Consider the following 17,704-nt stretch of genomic DNA (forward strand, 5'->3'; position numbering starts at 1 on the left):
TGCCGCTCTCCCTGTTGCAGGCCTTGTGGCCTGTCGGCTTCACCCTAACGGGTAATTTCCTAGCCCATAAGCTAGCAATTCTTATAGGTTTGGTATGGCTGTCCCTCGCCGAGGCGTGGCATTCTACTTGCTTGATTTCAGGATTGAAATTTTCAGGAGAGCAAAGGATGCAGACCAAATTCACTGAAGTCGACCCCCGCCGCTTATCCGGCAGCACCCTGGATGAGCTGATGGACAACGCGATGGTCATGGCGGGTCAGCTGGGCTTCGATGCCCTGGTCTACGACTACACGCCGGTACCGACGGACCACGAGGGCGCCCTGATCACCCCGTCGCTGCTCAAGGTGCGCAACACCCCGTCGGACTGGCATTCGCTCTGGTGCGAGCAGGGTTTCTACCAGATCGACCCGGTGCAACACCTGGCCCTGAACAGCACCTCGCCCTTCGTCTGGTCCTACCGGCCCAAGGCCGAAACCGCCCTGCAGAAGGTCATCGACCAGCGCCACTCGCCCGTGACCAGCTACCTGCATGACCGCCAGATGACTTGCGGCGTGAGCGTGCCGATTCACCTGCCCAAGGGTGGATTTGCCTCGTTGACGGGATTACGCACAGGTAATGGTAAATATGTCCTGAAGGACGCCCAGCAGACCCTGACAGAATTCAGCGTTATTTCCCACGCATTACAGGAAGCGGCCTACCCATTATTCAGCCCTGAGATACGCGCCTACCCGCACATCCATCTGACCCGGCGCGAGCGGGAGTGCCTGCAATGGGCTGCCGAGGGGCTCACCGCCAAGGAAATCGCCGAACAACTGCACCGTTCACTGGCTACCGTGACCCTGCACCTGGCCTCGGCCATGCATAAACTGGGGGCGAAGAACCGCGTACAGGCAGTATTGCGCGCCGTGCACTATCGACTGCTGGACAACTGAGCCGCAAAACCTAGCAATTCACCTAGTTATGCCGGCCGGCCAGTTTCGCTATCGTTCCCCACATCGTGCATACAGGGAGCTTGGCGAGATGGAATTCAAGGAAATACAGGAAGGCTTTGCGAACTTCGGCCCCTACCAGACCTGGTATCGGGTGACCGGTGACCTGGCCAATGGCCGCACACCCCTGGTGATTCTCCACGGGGGCCCGGGTTGCACCCACGATTATGTCGACGCCTTCAAGGACATCGCCGCCAGCGGCCACGCGGTGGTGCATTACGATCAACTGGGCAACGGCAAGTCCACCCACCTGCCCGATCAGGACCCTTCATTCTGGACCGTCCAGCTGTTTCTCGACGAACTGGACAACCTGCTCGACCACCTCGGCATCCGCCAGCACTACGTGCTGCTCGGCCAGTCCTGGGGCGGCATGCTCGCCAGCGAGCACGCGGTTCGTCAGCCGGCCGGGCTCAAGGCGCTGATTCTCGCCAACTCGCCATCGTGCATGCGCACCTGGGTCAGCGAAGCCAACCGCCTGCGCGAGCAACTGCCACCCGCGGTGCAGCAGGCCCTGCTCAAGCACGAGAAGGCCGGTACCTACAGTGATCCGGAATACGTCGAGGCGTCGCGGGTCTTCTATGACCGCCACGTCTGCCGCATCAGTCCCTGGCCGGAAGAGGTGGCGCGCACCTTCGCCCAGGTCGATGCCGACCCGACCGTCTACCACACCATGAGCGGCCCGACCGAGTTCCATGTCATCGGTTCGCTGAAGGACTGGACCATCATCGATCGCCTGCACCGGGTCCAGGTGCCGACACTGGTCATCTCCGGCCGCCACGACGAAGCGACCGAAGCGGTGGTCAAACCCTACGTGGAGAAGATCGCCGGCGCGCGCTGGGCGCTGTTCGAAGACTCCAGCCACATGCCCCACGTCGAGGAACGCCAGGCGTGCATGGGCACGGTCCTGCAATTCCTTGACGAAAGCCTCTAGCCCGCTGCTTCGCCCCTGCCCCTTCGAGAACTGCCCGGTCTGATCCAGACCGGGCTTTTTCGGCTACGCTGCATTCCGGCTCGCGCATCAGGAACGCTGATCATCCTGCAACACCCAGACCTATAAGGCCCGCTCAGGCTTGTGAGCGACGCAGGGCGAGCATTAGATTAGCCAATAATCTCTGGCCTCCAGAATAAGCAGAAGGGATAAGCATGGCGCTTACTGACCAGTCCACTCAAATCCGTGCCGGCGAAGAACTCGATGCCGCCCTGATCGACCCATACCTCAAGGCGCATATTCCCGGCCTCAGCGGCGAACCGAGCATCAGCCAGTTCCCCGGCGGGGCCTCGAACCTCACCTACCTGATCCAGTACCCCGAGCAGGAGTTCGTCCTGCGGCGGCCACCGTTCGGCCACAAGGCCAAGTCGGCCCACGACATGGGCCGCGAATTCCGCATCCTCAACCAGCTCCGGGACGGCTTCCCGTACTGCCCCAAGGCCTATGCGCACTGCACCGACGAAAGCCTGATCGGTTCCGAGTTCTACGTCATGGAGCGGGTCAAGGGGATCATCCTGCGCTCCGAACTGCCGCCGGAACTGGGCCTCGATGCCGCCCGTACCGAGGCCCTGTGCAAGAGTTTCATCGACCGCCTGGTGGAACTGCACCGCGTCGACTACACCGCCTGTGGCCTGGCCGACCTGGGCAAGCCGGAAGGTTATGTCGAGCGTCAGATCCGCGGCTGGAGCGAGCGTTATGAAAAGGCCATGACCCCGGATGCGCCGAGCTGGGCAGCGGTCAAGGCCTGGTTGAAAGACAAGATGCCGGCCGACCACCCGACGTCCAGCATCGTCCACAACGACTACCGCTTCGACAACGTCATCCTCGACCCCGAGAACCCGATGCAGATCATCGGCGTACTCGACTGGGAACTGACCACCCTCGGCAACCCGCTGATGGACCTGGGCAACACCCTCGCCTACTGGATCGAGGCCGACGACCCGGCACCGGTGCAACTGATGCGCCGCCAGCCCAGCCACGCGCCAGGCATGCTCAGCCGCCGCCAGTTCGTCGAGTACTACGCCGAGCGTGCGGGCCTGGCGATCGACAACTTCGACTTCTACTACACCTACGGCCTGTTCCGCCTGGCCGGCATCGTGCAACAGATCTACTACCGCTTCTACCACGGCCAGACCCAGGACAAACGCTTCGCGCAATTCATTCACATGAACAAGCTGCTGGAGCAGATGAGCCTGCAGGTCATCCGCAACTCCAGCCTCTGATCGCGACTACAACAAGGAAAAACCATGTCCAAGACTCAGTTGTTCGACCTCGACGGCAAGATCGCCTTCGTTTCCGGTGCCAGCCGCGGCATCGGTGAAGCCATCGCCCGGCTGCTGGCCCAACAGGGTGCCCACGTGATCGTCTCCAGCCGCAAGCTCGAAGGCTGCCAGCAGGTGGCCGACGCGATCATCGCCGACGGCGGCAAGGCCACCGCGATCGCCTGCCACATCGGCGAGATGGAACAGATCAGCCAAGTCTTCGCCGGCATTCGCGAACAGTTCGGGCGCCTGGACATCCTGGTCAACAACGCGGCGACCAACCCGCAGTTCTGCAACGTGCTGGACACCGACCTCGGTGCTTTCCAGAAAACCGTCGACGTGAACATCCGCGGCTACTTCTTCATGTCGGTGGAAGCCGGCAAACTGATGCGCGAGCACGGCGGGGGCAGCATCATCAATGTCGCCTCGATCAACGGCGTCACCCCGGGCATCTTCCAGGGCATCTACTCGGTGACCAAGGCCGCGGTGATCAACATGACCAAGGTCTTCGCCAAGGAATGCGCGCAGTTCGGCATCCGCTGCAACGCCCTGCTGCCGGGCCTGACCGACACCAAGTTCGCTTCGGCCCTGGTCAAGAACGACTCGATCCTCAAGACCGCGCTGCAGCAGATCCCGCTCAAGCGCGTGGCCGACCCGAGCGAAATGGCCGGCACCGTGCTGTACCTGGCCAGCGACGCCTCCAGCTACACCACCGGCGTGGCGCTGAACGTCGACGGTGGTTTCCTCTCCTGACCCCTGGGTTGCAAAGTCCTCCTTGCAGGAGCCGGCTTGCCCGCGAAGCTTCAGGCGCCCTCACCGCCGCCTTCGCTGGCAAGCCCGGCGCCTGCGGTCTTGGCCGCCACAGGCCGATCGCTCCGACAGATCCAGCTTCCCTGCGCCGATGACCTCGGCTTTGTAACCGTTCGTCGCTCCTGTTAAAGTCCGCGCCCATGAAACTGGCCCGTACCGACCGCTCGCTCATTGCCTGGATGCTTTACTGCTGCGTCCTGTTCAATGTGTTCGCCTGCAGCATCGGCCACGGGCAGATGGTCGGCCAGCAGCTCAACGGCATCGGCGGGCAGTTCTGTGCCGTCGACCCGGGCACCCGGGCGCCGCTGTCGAGCAATCCCGCCGAGGAAAAGCTGCCCACCCTGGCCAAGGCCTTCGGCTGCCCGCTGTGCTCCACCGGTGGCATGGGCCCGGCGCTCAACTCCAGCCTGACCCTGGCGATCCTCCCGGAACAGCACAGCCCGCCGCGGCCCCACAGCCCCCACCTGCCACTGCCCAGTCGCTTCACCTGGCCTTCGGCCCATCCCCGCGCACCACCCCTCGCCTGATTCATTGCGCCCAACGATCAGCCCATCCGGTCGACGCCCAACCGTGTCGTGCCCGTGCGCGCTGGAGATTTGCCATGACTTCAGGAATTCACCATGAAACGCTTCCCCCTTTTTGCGGGCCTGCTCGGCTGCCTGTGCGCCGGAGCCTGGGCGCAAGACACGCTCGACCTCGCCCCCATTACCATCGAAGCACAGCCAGCCACCGAACCGGGGCTGGACCTCGACACGCCGATCGCCACCGGCTCACGCCTGGGCCTGAGCCCACGGGAAACCCCGGCCTCGGTCAGCGTCGCCAACCGTGACAGCCTCGAACGCCACGGTGCGCGCAACTTCCAGGATGCCGCCAACAGCCTGCCAGGGGTCAACGCCACCGCTCCGCTGGGCTTCGGTGGCTTCGTCTCCTACCGCGGCTTCACCAGCGGCCAGGTCAGCCAGATGTTCAACGGCATCGTCGTCCCCACCGGCCTGGCGCGACCGGTGGATGCCTGGATCTACGACCGGGTCGAACTGGTCGGCGGCCCCTCCTCGCTGCTCAATGGCGCCGGCTCCGTCGGCGGCTCGCTGAACTACATCACCCGGCTCGCCAGCCGCCAGGAACAGGCGGCCGAAGGCAGGATCAGCTATGGCAGCAACGACACACGGGAAATCTCCTTCGGCCTCAATCACGCCCTGAGCGATCCCGGCGCCGACGTGCAGCACTACGCCCGCCTGGATGTCAGCCACAACGCCAGCAACGGCTACATCGACCGCAACCGGCGTGATGCCTGGAGCGCGGCATTCTCGCTGCTTAGCGACCTGACCCCGGACCTGTCCCACACCCTGGCCCTGGAGTATCAGGACGAGGTGCTCGACAGCCCCTACTGGGGCACGCCGGTGCTCAACCCCAAGGTCGGCGAACTGAAGATCGACAGGCACAACCGTTTCAACAACTACAACGTCGCCGATGGCCAGTACGTGCAACGCACCCACTGGCTGCGCTCGATCATCGACTACCGGATCAGCGACAGCACCAGCCTGCGCAACACCCTCTATCACCTGGGCAGCGAACGTGACTACCGCAACCTGGAGACCTATCAGTACAACGCCGACAACACCGCCGTGAACCGCTCCACCGCCTACCTGGTGCGCCACGCCGGCGAGCAGAACGGCAACCAGTTCGAGTTGCGCCACCAGTCCAGCCTGTTCGGCCTGGACAGCCGCTGGGTCGGCGGTTTCGAGTACCGGGTCAACACCACCACCAACCACCCGTGGAATGTCTCGGCCGCCAACAGCGTGAGCCCGGACCACTTCGATCCCGGCTACTTCTATGCGCTGCCCGGTACCCGTCCGGGTTTTGTCAGCGACAAGACCAACCAGGTCACCACCCGCGCCCTGTTCGTCGAAAACCGACTGATGCTGACCGACAAGCTGGCCCTGCTGACGGGGCTGCGTTACGACGACATCGACCTGGACGTGACCAACCACCGTGTGGTGACCGCCAGCAATCCGCGACACCTGCGCCGGCGCTGGGAACCGATTACCGGGCGCGCCGGGCTGACCTACCAGTTCGTGCCCTCGGCCAATGTCTACGTGCAGTACAGCACGGCGGCCGAACAACCCGGCGGCACGCAGAACTTCGACGTTTCCACCGGCAGGCAGTGGGAAATCGGCAGCAAGTTCGACTATCTCGACGGTCGTGGCAGCGCCACGGCGGCGGCCTATCACATCGTGCGCAAGGACTTCGCCGTCACCGACCCGCTGGACCCGAACAACACCCTGCCGGTAGGTCAGCAATCATCGAAAGGCATCGAACTGGCCAGTTCGCTGCGGATCACCCCGAAACTGCTGGCCGAAGGCAACTTCGCCTGGGTCGATGCGCAGTACGATGAATTCAACGAGAAGAACGCCGCCAGCGTCGTGGTTTCGCGCAAGGGCAACACGCCGACCAATGTGCCGGAACGGGTGGCCAACCTGTGGCTGACCTATGACTTCGATCCGCACTGGCAAGGGGGTGTCGATGCGCGTCATGTGGCCAGGGTGTATGCCGACAGTGCCAATACCCGGTACGTGCCGGGCTATACCCTCTATGGCAGCTTCCTGAGCTACAGGCTCGACAACCACACGACGCTGACCGGGCGGGTGCGCAACCTGACCAACCAGGTCTATGCCGAGTTCGCCCACGTGTCCCCGGCGTATTACCTGGGCACGCCGAGAACCTTCGAGCTGGCGGTACAAACCCGCTTCTGATGGGTTCAGAGATCGGATAAATCCTCCCACAGTGCCCGCGTCGTTCGCAGGATCCATGCACGGCGCGAGCACTTGGGGGAGCCGGCGGTCCGGCGTCCCGGTTCATCCGCGAACAGGCCGCCACCGAACCTACAGACTGTCAGCGACCTTCTGCGCCACATCCGCCGGCACCCAGGCCTTCCAGACCTGCGGGTTGTCCTTGAGAAAGGCCCGGGCCACCTGATCCGGCGGCAGGCGTTCCTCGCTCATTTTCGCCAGCGCCTGGTTCAACAGGTCGATCGGCAGGTCGACCTTGGCGAAGAACGCCACCACCTGCGGATGTTGCTGGCGGAACGGTGCCGACACGCCGATACTCAGCTTCGAGGCCAGTGACCGGGTCGGCTTGGGGTCGGGATTGTCGGCATCGGTCAGGGTCTTCCAGGCCTCGGCATCGAACGGCGGCTCCTGCAGTTGCACCAGCTTGAACTTGCCCAGCAGCGGCGTCGGCGACCAGTAGTAGAACAGGATCGGCTTGCCGCGCCGAATCGACGAGGTGATTTCGGCATCCAGCGCCGCACCGGAGCCACTGCGGAAGTTCACATAGCTGTCGCTCAGGCCATAGGCCTTGAGCTTCTGCTTGTTGACGATCTCGGAGGTCCAACCGATCGGGCTGTTGAGAAAGCGCCCCTTGCCGGGCGACTCCGGGTCCTGGAACACCGCCTTGTAGCGCTTGAGATCCTCGACACTGCGCAGCCCCGGCGCCAGGGGCTTGATACCCCGCTCGGGGTCACCCTTGATCACATATTCCGGCACCCACCAGCCCTCGGTCGCGCCCTTGACGGTATCCCCCACCGCCACGACCTCGCCCGCCGCCTCGGCCTTGACCCAGACCGGGCTGCGCCCGGCCCACTCCTCGCCGATCACCTGGATATCGTTTTTGGCCAGCGCGGTTTCCAGGGTCACGGTAGTGCCTGGCAGCGTGTCCGTCGGCAAGCCGTAGCCCTTCTCGACTATATGTCGCAACAGCTCGGTGATCAGGCTGCCACTTTCCCAGTTCAGGTCGGCAAAGTGGATCGGAACCGCCGCACGGGCCGGAAGCGCCGCGAAGGCAACGCTCAATACCGCCAGGGAGCCGGCGAACAGCGCACGAAATCCTTTCATGGGTCTACCTCAGTCATGGAGTCACCCTCGACGCGTTGCCGAAAGTCTCTGAATTAATCAGTCAACTGACTTTAGTAGAGGTTCCCTGACAATCACGGCGCGCTTCAAACCGTAGCGTGCGTCTGAAGTTGCTGCAACTCGCGCCGGACCATGCTGGCGTATTCGGCCGGGGTCATTGCATAGAGCTGTGAAGCGACCCATGGCAACCAGGCGCCCTGCAACTCGCCCTTGCGTTCGAACAGGCGCCGGGCATCGCGGCGGGCCTGCTCCAGGTGCTGCTGATGAAACCCGGCCCTGCCGCCACTCATTGCTCGCTGGCCTTGAATGTCAGCTCGCCCTTGCGCCACTTCGCGGCCTTTCGGGTGACGTCCTTGAGGGTCTTGGTCAGGCCTTCCTGCAGCTGTTCATGGGCCGCGAACACCATCACCACGGTATGACCTTCCTTGAACAGGATGCCGTGGCCCTGTTCGCAGGTGACATAGGCGTAATCGCCCAGTCCATAGACCGTCAGCTTGATTTCGCGAAACTTGATATCGAACTTCCCACCTTCGCGACTGGGCAGTACCGAGGCGCGGAAATGATCGCCGACTTTCAGTTCAAGACGCTGTTTGTCATCGACGACCATCGCCGTTTCAGTGTCGATTTCAGCGATATAGATGCCTTCGGCGGTTTGTTCGGTGATGTAGACGAAACGTGATTGAAACTGCTTGACCAGCTTTGCCCGCAGGTCGCCCAGTACGAACAATGCGTGCATATCCAGATTACTGACTGCCAACGAAAAGCCCTCAAACCCAAAAATGAAGCCGCCCGGCAGGGAGCAGGCAGCACAAGTCCTTCGGTCATTGCCGACGGTTACTCACTGGAAACCCTGATGACTGCGTGTCGACCCCGCGCAGGTCGCGTGAAAAGACACAGAGAGACTAATGGATCAAAAGCCCCGTTACTTCTGCGAATACTCACCAGGGTGTGAAGGAAAACACCGCATATCGCTGACGCCAGCCAGTGGGACAGTGAAGTTGCGGAGATGACCTTTCTGAAAAAGCGAAGTTTCCGACGTGCAAGTTGAAAGCCCCCCAGAACAACGATCGGGGGCACGACTTCGATTTTAGAACACGTCGACCCGTCACTGCCAATCAAACCACCGTCAAGTGGTATCAGACAAGACAAAAAGTACTGACCGATTACCGGCCTGGCAATCCCTTACGGCATGGAACCGGCGATTTCCGCAGTATGGCCGCTCAAGCACCCGGTAACGATGCCGATACAAGGGCAGGCATTCATTGAACGGAGTCCATGATGATCAGCCTGAATCCACTCGCGATCCCCATGCCTTCGCTGACCAGCCGCAGCGACGACACCGAGGATGCGGCGCCGGTCCTGTCGATTCGCGCCCTGCTCGGCGAGGACGCCGACAGCGACTTCAACACCGTGTCTGCCGGCAACAGCCTGGCCGGCAATGAGTTGGCGGCGAAAAACCGCGTCAAGCAGTTGAAGAAACAGATCGAACAACTGCAGCAGAAACTGCGGCGGGCCAACGCCCGCCTGGCAGCGCTGAAAAAGGCCCGCTACCGCAGCGAAGAGGCCCGCAATGCGGCCCTCCAGCCGGCCCGGGCCGAGGTGATGGCGCTCAACAGCGCCTTGAGCAGTGTCAATATCGCGCTGTTCATGGCGCAGAAACTGCTGGCCGGGATGGTCAACACGACCGTCTGACAGCGCCGCCCCCATCAGGCGCGGGGCCAGCGGTCACTTGTGCGGCGCGCTTTCCGGCCGGTAGCCCAGGCGCAGGCCACCCCAGTGCCGGCCCTTGACCATGATCGGCACCGACAGGTCGTGCATCAGCTCGCCGGTATCGCGGGTATAGGTCTGCAGCAGCACCGGTTGCTGATGGCTGCCACAGCGAATGCCGGTGCGGTCATCGAACTTGCGCTTGGTGCGGTTCTGCAGGGCGTCCTTGGCCGCATCCCCGGTCAACGGCTGGGAAAACGCCTGGTTGTGGGTCGGCACGTAGCCTTGCGGGGTACAGGCGATGGCGAACACCAGCCCCTCATGACGGCTCAGCAGCGGCTCCTGGATCGCCGGCAAGACCTGGTCGGTGTAACGGTCGAAGCGGGTCTGGTACTTGGTCGGTGACGTGTTGGCAATGGGCTGGTAGCTGCGGTCGAACAGATCCTCGAGGCTGATGCGGTTCTGCTCGATATCGGCCTCGAAGCGGGCGGCGATCTGCGCCGCGCCCTCGCGCGCCAGGTCGTAGGCACGCTGGTGATAATCGTCCAGGCCGACCTCGGCCAGCCGTTCGCTGATGGTCTCGGCCTGCCCTTCCATCTGTACCGCAGCCTCGGCCAGCCGCCGGGTTTGCTGGTCACTGATCGACAGGTCGCCGCGCATCTGCTCTACGGCGCTGAACAGGCTGCCCAGTTGCTCGCGATTGTTCTGCGCGCCGTGGGCGATTTCGCTGACCTGGCTTTCCACCCCCGCCGCCAGCTGGGCAATATTTTCCAGTTGCCGGCCGGTGTGTTCGACCTGCTCGACACCGCTCTCCAGGTCCACCGACAACTGCTGGATCTGCTCCACCACCTGTGCCGTGCGCTGCTGGATATCGGCGACCATCACCCCCACCTCGTCGGTGGCGGCCGCGGTGCGCCCGGCCAGGCCACGCACTTCGTCGGCCACCACGGCGAAACCGCGTCCGTGCTCGCCGGCACGGGCCGCTTCGATGGCCGCATTGAGGGCCAACAGGTTGGTCTGGCTGGCGATCGCCTGGATCACCAGGGTCACTCGCTGGATTTCCTCGCTGCGCTGGCTCAGGGCCTCGATCAGTTGCCGACTGGCCGCCGCGCGCTGGCTGAGCTGGTGCATGCGGCTGATCGACTCCGACAGCACCGCGTGCCCCTCGGCACTGCTCTGCCGCGCCTCGCTGGCCGAACCCAGCGCCTGCTGGCTGAGCTGCGACGTGGCCTGCTCGGTGTCGATCACCCGTTCGGCGCTGCTGACGATCTGCGCCGCGGCATCGAGTTGCGATTGCAGCTTGCCGGCCAGTTGCTTGACCGCAAAGGCCACACCGGCGGCGGACAAGGCGTTATGGCTGGTGGCATAGGACAGGTCGCGGGTCAGTTCGCCCAGCGCATCGCCCTCGGCCTGGGCGGCAATGGCAGCCGGACGTGGACGCAACAGCGGCAACCAGGCCAGCAGCAGCGCCAACGGCAGGCAGACGCCCAGGGACCAGTTGGCATAGGCCATGGCCGACAACAGCAGCGCCAGCCCGATGCTCTGCAGCAGCGGTACGAGCCAGCGTGGGGACGACTTCGACTGCGCCTCCAATGGCGCGAAAACCCCGGACAGAATTCCTTCTCCAGACATAGGCGTTACCCACTCTCGGCTTTTGATTGTTTTCCTTCATTAAACGCCATCACACGGCCATTATCCATGGTCCATTAGTGGTAATCGGCGAAGGGGAACGATCCAGGGGACCGGGCGGCGCTGGAGAACGTGAGAGGGCTCAGGGGCAACACCGCAGGAACTGACGAGCGGCCGGGTCGGGACTCTGCACGCCGTACCCGCGCGGCGAAGTGCTCGCAGCCGATCGTGTCGGGGCGTCGGGTACGGCGTCTATCGGCGCTTGCATCGGGGCGCTTTGGCACCCCGACGAGGCCGCGGGCATCAGGAGGCCGATCAGGCCTGGCGCTGGTGCTTGTCGATCTGCTCGTGACGCTCCTGCGCCTCGATGCAGTATTTGGTGGTCGGGCTGATCAGCAGGCGCTTGAGGCCAATAGGATCGCCACTGTCGTCACACCAGCCGAAGGAGTCGTCGCGAATGCGGTCCAGGGCCTGTTCCAGCTGCGGCAGCATGCGCTGGTCGCGATCGATCGCGTTCACCAGCCAGGTGCGCTCTTCTTCAACGGACGCGGCGTCGGCCGGGTCTGCCGGAGTATCGAGGCTTTCGATGGCGACACGGTTCTGCTCGATACGCTCGTGGGTTTCTACTTTCATGGCTTGCAACAGTTCGGTGAAGAAAGCCAGTTGCTCGGCGTTCATGTAGTCGTCCGCCGGCATGGCCAGCAACTTTTCCTTTGTCATTGATTTCTCTATAGAAAATACGTGCATTAAGGCGAATTAGGGAGCGTTCTGGGCACCTGAGGGGATGCACAGAAAGGCGCCGTCCATTCCAAGCGCCACCCGGCACTCAATTTACGAGGGGCGGCAGTCTAAGGCCGAGTTATCGAGTCAGCAACAGAAATGACAGCAAAATCATTTCGATCGCCCCGAACAGGCGCGATGAAGCCCTGTATACGGGGGATCGGAATGCTTTTATAACAAGAAATTCCCTGGCCTGCCTGCAGCCGGGAGACGGACGGCAGTGGCCAGCGGGCCGGGAATGGCCGCACCGCAGGCGCCAACCCTGCGCGCGGCCTCGACTGCCACTATTCGCGCAAGGCCCTGCGCAATACCTTGCCCACCGTGGTCTTGGGCAGTTCCTCGACCCGGAACTCGACGATCCTCGGCACCTTGTAGCCGGTCAGGTACTCCCGGCAATGCGCCAGCAACTGCGTTTCGGTCAAACCCGGATCCCGCCGCACGACGAAGATCTTCACCCGCTCCCCGGTCACCTGGTCCGGCACACCGATCGCCGCCACCTCGGCCACGCCCGGATGCAGCGCCACCACGTCCTCGATCTCGTTGGGATAGACGTTGAAGCCCGACACCAGAATCATGTCCTTCTTGCGATCCACCAGGCGGATGAAGCCCTGCGCGTTCATCACCCCGATGTCCCCGGTTGACAGCCAGCCGTCAGCATCAAGGACCTTGGCCGTCTCGTCCGGGCGCTTCCAGTAACCCTTCATGACCTGTGGCCCACGTACCTGCAGCTCGCCCTCCTCGCCGATTTCCGCCAGCGTGCCGTCCTCGCGGACGAAGCGCACCCAGGTCGACGGCAACGGCACCCCGATGGTCCCGCTGAACTCGCCCTCGCGCATGCGCTTGATATCGATCGGGCTGATGCTCACCACCGGCGAGCACTCGGTCAGCCCGTAGCCCTCGATGATCGGCACCCCGGTCACCTCCTGCCAGCGCCGTGCCACGGCGGTGTGGGTGGCCATGCCGCCGGCGATCGCCAGCTTCAGGTCGGAGAAGTCCCGGGCGCGGAATTCGTCGTTTTCCAGCAGGCCGTTGAACAGCGTGTTGACCCCGACGATGCCGTTGAACTTCTCCTTGCGCAGGATCATCTGCACCCGTTTCACGTCCCGCGGGTTGGCAATGAGGATGTTGCGCCCGCCCAGGCACATGAACATCAGGCAGTTCACCGTCAGCGACAGTACGTGGTACAGCGGCAACAGGGTGACGTTGGTCTCCTGCCGGTTCTCGTCGAGCTGGTCGCCGACCCAGGCCTTGGCCTGCATCAGGTTGGCGAGGATGTTGCGATGAGTGAGCATCGCGCCCTTGGCGTCGCCGGTGGTGCCGCCGGTGTATTGCAGGAAGGCGATGTCATCGTGGGCCAGTGCCACCGGCCTGGCCTTCAGCCCGCGGGCCTGCTTCAGCATCGCCGGAAAACGGATCGAACCCGGCAGGTCGAAGCGTGGCACCTGCTTCTGCACATGGCGCAGCACGAAGTTCAGCGCAGCGCCCTTGAAGGTCCCGACCAGGTCCCCGATGGCCGCCACCACGATGTTCTTCAGCGAACTGCCGTCCATCGCCTGTTCCAGGGTGTGGGCGAAGTTCTCGAAGATCACCAGGGTTTCGGCGCCGCTGTCCTTGAGCAGGTGCTTGAGCTCGCGGGCGGTATACAGCGGGTTGACGTTGACCACCACGGCGCCGGCCAGCAGGGTGCCGAACAGGCAGATCGGGTACTGCAGGCAGTTGGGCATCATCAACGCCACGCGATCGCCCTTCTTCACCCCGCGCGACTGCAGCCAGGCGGTGAAGGCGAAGACCCGGCGCTCCCATTCGTCATAGCCCATCTCGGTGCCGATACTGACGTAGGCCACCCGCTGGCGGTACTTCTCCACATGTTCGAGGAACACCTCGCGCAGCGACGGGTAACGGTCGATCTCGGCCTCGACATCCGCCGGCACGCCGGGGTGGTAGGCCTTCACCCAGACACGTTCGGTACTCTGCAGGCTCGCGACACTCATGGCAGTCTCCTTGTTGTTGTTTTATTTTTCGACGATCGCCGTCACGCCCAGGCCGCCAGCGGCACACACGGAAATCAGCCCGCGGCCGCCACCGCGCTGGTCGATGGCCTTGGCCAGGCTCGCCAGCAGCCTGCCGCCGGTGGCGGCGAACGGATGTCCGCAACCCAGCGAACCGCCATTGACATTGAGCCTGCTGCGGTCGATGGAGCCCAACGGCGCCTCCAGCCCCAGCCGCTCACGGCAATAGTCGGCATCCTCCCAGGCCTTGAGCGTACACAGCACCTGTGCGGCGAAGGCTTCGTGGATCTCGTAGAAGTCGAAGTCCTGCAGGCTCAGGCCTTCGCGGGCGAGCATTCGTGGCACGGCGTAGGCCGGGGCCATCAGCAACCCTTCGCTGCCATCGACGAAATTCACCGCTGCGGTTTCGCCGGTACGCAGGTAGGCCAGCACCGGCAGGTTGTGCGCCGCCGCCCACGCCTCGCTGGCCAGCAGCACCACCGAGGCGCCGTCGGTCAAGGGCGTCGAGTTGCCGGCCGTGAGGGTGCCGTTGCGCTTGTCGTAGGCCGGTCCCAGCCCCGCAAGCCTCTCCAGGCTGGCGTCGGCGCGCAGGTTGTTGTCGCGCTGGAGTCCGCGATACGGGGTGATCAGGTCGTCGAAAAAGCCCCGCTGATAAGCCGCATGGAGCGACTGGTGGCTGCTCAGGGCCAACTCATCCTGGGCCAGTCGCCTGATCTGCCAACGCTTGGCCATCTCCTCGCAGTGCTCGCCCATGGACAGCCCGGTGCGCGGCTCGCCATTGCGCGGCAGCAGCGGCTTGAAGAACATCGACGGGCGAATGCCGAGCAGGCTGCGCAGCTTGCCCAGGGTATCCTTGCTGCGATTGGCTTCCAGCAGGATTCGGCGCAACGACTCGTTGATGCCGATCGGCGCATCCGAGGTGGTGTCGGAGCCGCCGGCGACCCCGACCTCGATCTGCCCCAGGGCGATCTTGTTGGCCACCAGCAGCGCCGCCTCCAGGCCCGTGCCGCAGGCCTGCTGGATGTCATAGGCCGGAGTTTGCGGCGCCAGCGTGGTGGACAGCAGCGTCTCGCGGGCCAGGTTGAAGTCCCGCGAATGCTTGATCACCGCCCCGGCGGCGAACTCGCCGAGGCGCTGGCCATGCAGGCCGAAGCGCTCGACCAGCCCTTGCAGGGCGGCGGCCAGCAGGTCCTGGTTGCTGTCATGGGAATACGCGGTATTGGAGCGGGCAAACGGAATCCGGTTGCCGCCGAGAATCGCGACCCGTCGTACCGGGGCCGGGGTGAAACTGTATTCGGTCATGCGGAGTTTCCTTCCATACACTGGCCCTTGTCTCTTGTGTTTCCTGTGGAAGCGGGCGGCGTGTTCAAGTGAGCGTGAACACCCCACGCATGTGCGGTTTGTCGCCCGCCGCCGTGCGCACTTCAAAGGCCTGGCGCGCCTCGGAGGACGGCAACTTCCATAACGTCGCACTGCCGGGCAGGAACATCGGCAGCTTGAACTCGCAGTCGAGCCCGGCCGCGTCCAGGGGCCGCGGTGGCTGTTGCGCCGCCAGGGCCCGGCCGAGGGTCCACATGCCATGGGCGATCGGCCGCTTGAAACCGAACAGCCGGGCGCCTGGCCAGGAGGTGTGGATCGGGTTGTGATCGCCCGACACCCAGGCAAAACGCCGTCCCAGGTCCGCCGCCAGCGGCCAGCGCTGGGTCAGGACCCATGCCTGTTCATCCGGCTCCAGCTCACCCTGCCAGGGCTCGCCGACCGGCGCGGCGACACCCCGGCGCAGGTACAGGCTCTCGCTTTCCCAGACCAGGCTGCCATCGCCATGGGCCTGGCTGACGATCAGCAGCGCCTGCCCCTTGGGGTGCGCCACCCAGCGTTCGCAATGCACCTGCAGGCGCAACGCCTGGCCCTCGTGCAGCCGCCGGTACTGGCGGATGCGATTGGCCAGGTGCACCATGCCGCTGGCCGGCCAGGGAAACGCCGGGCTGGTCAGCAGGAGCAGGTGCAGGGGAAACGCCAGGGTGTGCACGAAGGACAGCGGCACCCCGTGTCCGCGGCGAAAGCCACAGGCACGGGCGTAACGCTCGATATCCGCCGCGCGCAGTTCCACCGCCGGCCGTACCAGCCGCTCCTGCGGCAGGCGCGGCGCCCCCTCGACCTTGGGCTTGCGCAGGCTGCGCAAGCCGCTCCACAGCAACTGGCCGGTCGAAGGCACCGGATCGATGATACGAAGGGTCGAATCGGCGTTCATGGTTCAGGCCCCCAGCAGGCTTTGCCCGCACACGCGGACCACCTGCCCGTTGATCCCGCCGGAAGCCGGGTGTGCCAGCCAGGCGATGGTCTGCGCCACGTCCTCGGCCTGCCCGCCCTGGGACATGGCGTTCATCCGCCGCCCCGCCTCGCGGATCAGCAGCGGGATCTTCGCGGTCATCTGGGTCTCGATGAACCCCGGCGCCACGCCATTGACCGTCACCTGCTGCCGCCCGGCCAATGGCGCCAGGCCCTGCACCAGGCCGATCACCCCGGCCTTGGAGGTGGCATAGTTGCTCTGCCCGAGATTGCCGGCGATCCCGGAAATCGACGACACGCAGACGATCCGCCCGCCGGGGTTGAGCCCCTGCCCTTCGAGCAGCGCCGTGCTCAGTCGCAGCGGCGCCTCGAGGTTGACCGCCATGACCTTGCGCCAGGCCGCTTCGGTCATCTTCGCCAGGGTCTTGTCCTGGGTGATGCCGGCGTTGTGCACGACGATATCGAAGGCCCCGTGCTCCCCGACAAAGGCCAGCAGGCGCTCGGCGGCCTGCGGCGCGGTGATGTCCATGGCCAGCGCCGTGCCCCCCAGTGAACCGGCCACCTGCTGCAACTGCGCCTCGACCGGTGGAATATCCAGGCAGACCACCTCGGCGCCCTCGCCGGCCAGCACCTGGGCGATCGCCAGGCCGATACCGCGACAGGACCCGGTGACCAGCGCCCGGCGTCCGGCCAGCGGCCGCTGCCAGTCGACGGCCTTGGGCACATCCACCGCCTCGGCGATGCGCACCACCTGGCCGGAAACATAGGCGGAACGGCGCGACAGGAAGAAGCGCAGGCTGCTGTCCATTTCCGTTTCCGCACCGGGTTCCACGTACAGCAACTGCACGGTGATGGCCTTGCGCAGCTCCTTGCCCAGCGAGCGCACAAAGCCCTCCAGGGCCCGTTGTACCACGGCCTGGGCCAGTTCCGCGCAGTGCTCCGGCGGCGTGCCCAGCACCAGCACGCGACCGTGCTGGCTCAAGCGCCGGACATTGGCATGGAAGAACCGGTACAACTCGTCCAGTTGGGCGATATCGGCCAGGCCGCTGGCATCGAACACCAGGCCCTGGACCTTGACCGTGGAGGGAGCCTCGACACTCGCCGGGGCGGCGGCGACCGTCTCGGTAGCGGCGAAGATCCGCTGCAACTCGCCCAGCAACCGGCCTTGTGGCGCCCCCGCCAAGACCACCGGATTGAGATGGTTGCCCACCTGCCCCTGCCGGTAGCGCTGCAGCGGCAACGGTTGCGGCAAGCCGACCGAGCGGGCCAGGCGCCGCCCCCAGGGCGAATTGACGAAAGCAAGATAACTGTCAGACATGAAAGAATTCCG

At 64.4% G+C, this 17,704-nt stretch carries 16 protein-coding genes; 7 read left to right on the forward strand and 9 right to left on the reverse strand.

Translation table 11 applies throughout. From position 1 onward, the window contains the following. Positions 1–167: 167 nt before the first annotated feature. The 6 genes from PF66_RS06970 to PF66_RS06995 all read left to right on the forward strand — a co-directional run bounded on the left by PF66_RS06970 (position 168) and on the right by PF66_RS06995 (position 6,802). Complete coding sequence (locus tag PF66_RS06970) at positions 168–932, forward strand: LuxR family transcriptional regulator (protein WP_054062250.1); 765 nt, start codon at positions 168–170, stop codon at positions 930–932. 88 nt (positions 933–1,020) lie between these two features. Beyond that, positions 1,021–1,920, forward strand: coding sequence for a proline iminopeptidase-family hydrolase (locus PF66_RS06975; protein WP_054062251.1), 900 nt, complete (start codon positions 1,021–1,023; stop codon positions 1,918–1,920). A gap of 212 nt (positions 1,921–2,132) precedes the next feature. Continuing rightward, positions 2,133–3,200, forward strand: a complete 1,068-nt coding sequence (locus PF66_RS06980; protein WP_054062252.1) for a phosphotransferase family protein — start codon at positions 2,133–2,135, stop codon at positions 3,198–3,200. A 24-nt stretch (positions 3,201–3,224) separates the two neighbouring features. Further along, a complete protein-coding gene (locus tag PF66_RS06985) occupies positions 3,225–3,992 on the forward strand; it encodes an SDR family oxidoreductase (RefSeq protein ID WP_054062253.1) in 768 nt (255 codons plus the stop codon). 197 nt (positions 3,993–4,189) lie between these two features. Next, on the forward strand, positions 4,190–4,576 hold the full coding sequence (locus PF66_RS06990) for a DUF2946 domain-containing protein (RefSeq protein WP_054062254.1): 387 nt from the start codon (positions 4,190–4,192) through the stop codon (positions 4,574–4,576). A gap of 93 nt (positions 4,577–4,669) precedes the next feature. Then, on the forward strand, positions 4,670–6,802 hold the full coding sequence (locus tag PF66_RS06995; RefSeq protein WP_054062255.1) for a TonB-dependent receptor: 2,133 nt from the start codon (positions 4,670–4,672) through the stop codon (positions 6,800–6,802). 129 nt (positions 6,803–6,931) lie between these two features. On the opposite strand, the gene PF66_RS07000 is transcribed toward PF66_RS06995, so the two are convergent. From PF66_RS07000 to PF66_RS07010, 3 genes are all read right to left on the reverse strand, one after another. After that, entirely contained in the window at positions 6,932–7,942 is a 1,011-nt protein-coding gene (locus tag PF66_RS07000; RefSeq protein WP_054058950.1) for an ABC transporter substrate-binding protein, read from the reverse strand. Between the two features lie 104 nt (positions 7,943–8,046). Then, on the reverse strand, positions 8,047–8,250 hold the full coding sequence (locus PF66_RS07005) for a hypothetical protein (RefSeq protein ID WP_054062256.1): 204 nt from the start codon (positions 8,248–8,250) through the stop codon (positions 8,047–8,049). Then, complete coding sequence (locus tag PF66_RS07010; protein ID WP_081005987.1) at positions 8,247–8,717, reverse strand: hypothetical protein; 471 nt, start codon at positions 8,715–8,717, stop codon at positions 8,247–8,249. Before PF66_RS07010 ends, PF66_RS07005 begins: the two co-directional genes overlap by 4 nt. Positions 8,718–9,238: 521 nt before the next feature. Here PF66_RS07010 and PF66_RS07015 point away from each other — a divergent pair. Next, positions 9,239–9,652 (forward strand): hypothetical protein, encoded by a 414-nt coding sequence (locus PF66_RS07015; RefSeq protein WP_152972975.1) that lies wholly within the window; start codon positions 9,239–9,241, stop codon positions 9,650–9,652. 33 nt (positions 9,653–9,685) lie between these two features. Here PF66_RS07015 and PF66_RS07020 read toward each other — a convergent pair whose 3' ends face one another. From PF66_RS07020 to PF66_RS07045, 6 genes are all read right to left on the reverse strand, one after another. Beyond that, on the reverse strand, positions 9,686–11,299 hold the full coding sequence (locus PF66_RS07020; protein WP_054062257.1) for a methyl-accepting chemotaxis protein: 1,614 nt from the start codon (positions 11,297–11,299) through the stop codon (positions 9,686–9,688). Between the two features lie 312 nt (positions 11,300–11,611). Continuing rightward, positions 11,612–12,016, reverse strand: a complete 405-nt coding sequence (locus PF66_RS07025; RefSeq protein WP_010445713.1) for a TraR/DksA family transcriptional regulator — start codon at positions 12,014–12,016, stop codon at positions 11,612–11,614. Positions 12,017–12,360: 344 nt separating this feature from the next. Beyond that, a complete protein-coding gene (locus PF66_RS07030) occupies positions 12,361–14,067 on the reverse strand; it encodes an AMP-binding protein (RefSeq protein WP_054056788.1) in 1,707 nt (568 codons plus the stop codon). Positions 14,068–14,088: 21 nt separating this feature from the next. Continuing rightward, positions 14,089–15,387, reverse strand: a complete 1,299-nt coding sequence (locus tag PF66_RS07035; RefSeq protein WP_054062258.1) for an acetyl-CoA C-acetyltransferase — start codon at positions 15,385–15,387, stop codon at positions 14,089–14,091. Positions 15,388–15,451: 64 nt separating this feature from the next. Then, positions 15,452–16,336, reverse strand: coding sequence for a MaoC family dehydratase (locus PF66_RS07040; protein WP_054062259.1), 885 nt, complete (start codon positions 16,334–16,336; stop codon positions 15,452–15,454). Positions 16,337–16,339: 3 nt separating this feature from the next. Further along, a complete protein-coding gene (locus PF66_RS07045) occupies positions 16,340–17,692 on the reverse strand; it encodes a 3-oxoacyl-ACP reductase (RefSeq protein WP_054062260.1) in 1,353 nt (450 codons plus the stop codon). Positions 17,693–17,704: the final 12 nt, after the last annotated feature.

It is taken from the genome of Pseudomonas asplenii (assembly GCF_001293465.1).
In the GTDB taxonomy this organism is placed as follows: Bacteria; Pseudomonadota; Gammaproteobacteria; order Pseudomonadales; family Pseudomonadaceae; genus Aquipseudomonas; species Aquipseudomonas fuscovaginae_B.

What these genes read in the sequence shown, in the direction of transcription:
- PF66_RS07025 (WP_010445713.1), bottom strand. Translation starts at nt 12,016, where the DNA reads ATGACAAAGGAAAAGTTGCTGGCCATGCCGGCGGACGACTACATGAAC.
- PF66_RS06975 (WP_054062251.1), top strand. Translation starts at nt 1,021, where the DNA reads ATGGAATTCAAGGAAATACAGGAAGGCTTTGCGAACTTCGGCCCCTAC.
- PF66_RS07045 (WP_054062260.1), bottom strand. Translation starts at nt 17,692, where the DNA reads ATGTCTGACAGTTATCTTGCTTTCGTCAATTCGCCCTGGGGGCGGCGC.
- PF66_RS07015 (WP_152972975.1), top strand. Translation starts at nt 9,239, where the DNA reads ATGATCAGCCTGAATCCACTCGCGATCCCCATGCCTTCGCTGACCAGC.
- PF66_RS07035 (WP_054062258.1), bottom strand. Translation starts at nt 15,387, where the DNA reads ATGACCGAATACAGTTTCACCCCGGCCCCGGTACGACGGGTCGCGATT.
- PF66_RS06990 (WP_054062254.1), top strand. Translation starts at nt 4,190, where the DNA reads ATGAAACTGGCCCGTACCGACCGCTCGCTCATTGCCTGGATGCTTTAC.
- PF66_RS07020 (WP_054062257.1), bottom strand. Translation starts at nt 11,299, where the DNA reads ATGTCTGGAGAAGGAATTCTGTCCGGGGTTTTCGCGCCATTGGAGGCG.
- PF66_RS07000 (WP_054058950.1), bottom strand. Translation starts at nt 7,942, where the DNA reads ATGAAAGGATTTCGTGCGCTGTTCGCCGGCTCCCTGGCGGTATTGAGC.
- PF66_RS06985 (WP_054062253.1), top strand. Translation starts at nt 3,225, where the DNA reads ATGTCCAAGACTCAGTTGTTCGACCTCGACGGCAAGATCGCCTTCGTT.
- PF66_RS06970 (WP_054062250.1), top strand. Translation starts at nt 168, where the DNA reads ATGCAGACCAAATTCACTGAAGTCGACCCCCGCCGCTTATCCGGCAGC.
- PF66_RS06980 (WP_054062252.1), top strand. Translation starts at nt 2,133, where the DNA reads ATGGCGCTTACTGACCAGTCCACTCAAATCCGTGCCGGCGAAGAACTC.
- PF66_RS07040 (WP_054062259.1), bottom strand. Translation starts at nt 16,336, where the DNA reads ATGAACGCCGATTCGACCCTTCGTATCATCGATCCGGTGCCTTCGACC.
- PF66_RS07030 (WP_054056788.1), bottom strand. Translation starts at nt 14,067, where the DNA reads ATGAGTGTCGCGAGCCTGCAGAGTACCGAACGTGTCTGGGTGAAGGCC.
- PF66_RS06995 (WP_054062255.1), top strand. Translation starts at nt 4,670, where the DNA reads ATGAAACGCTTCCCCCTTTTTGCGGGCCTGCTCGGCTGCCTGTGCGCC.
- PF66_RS07005 (WP_054062256.1), bottom strand. Translation starts at nt 8,250, where the DNA reads ATGAGTGGCGGCAGGGCCGGGTTTCATCAGCAGCACCTGGAGCAGGCC.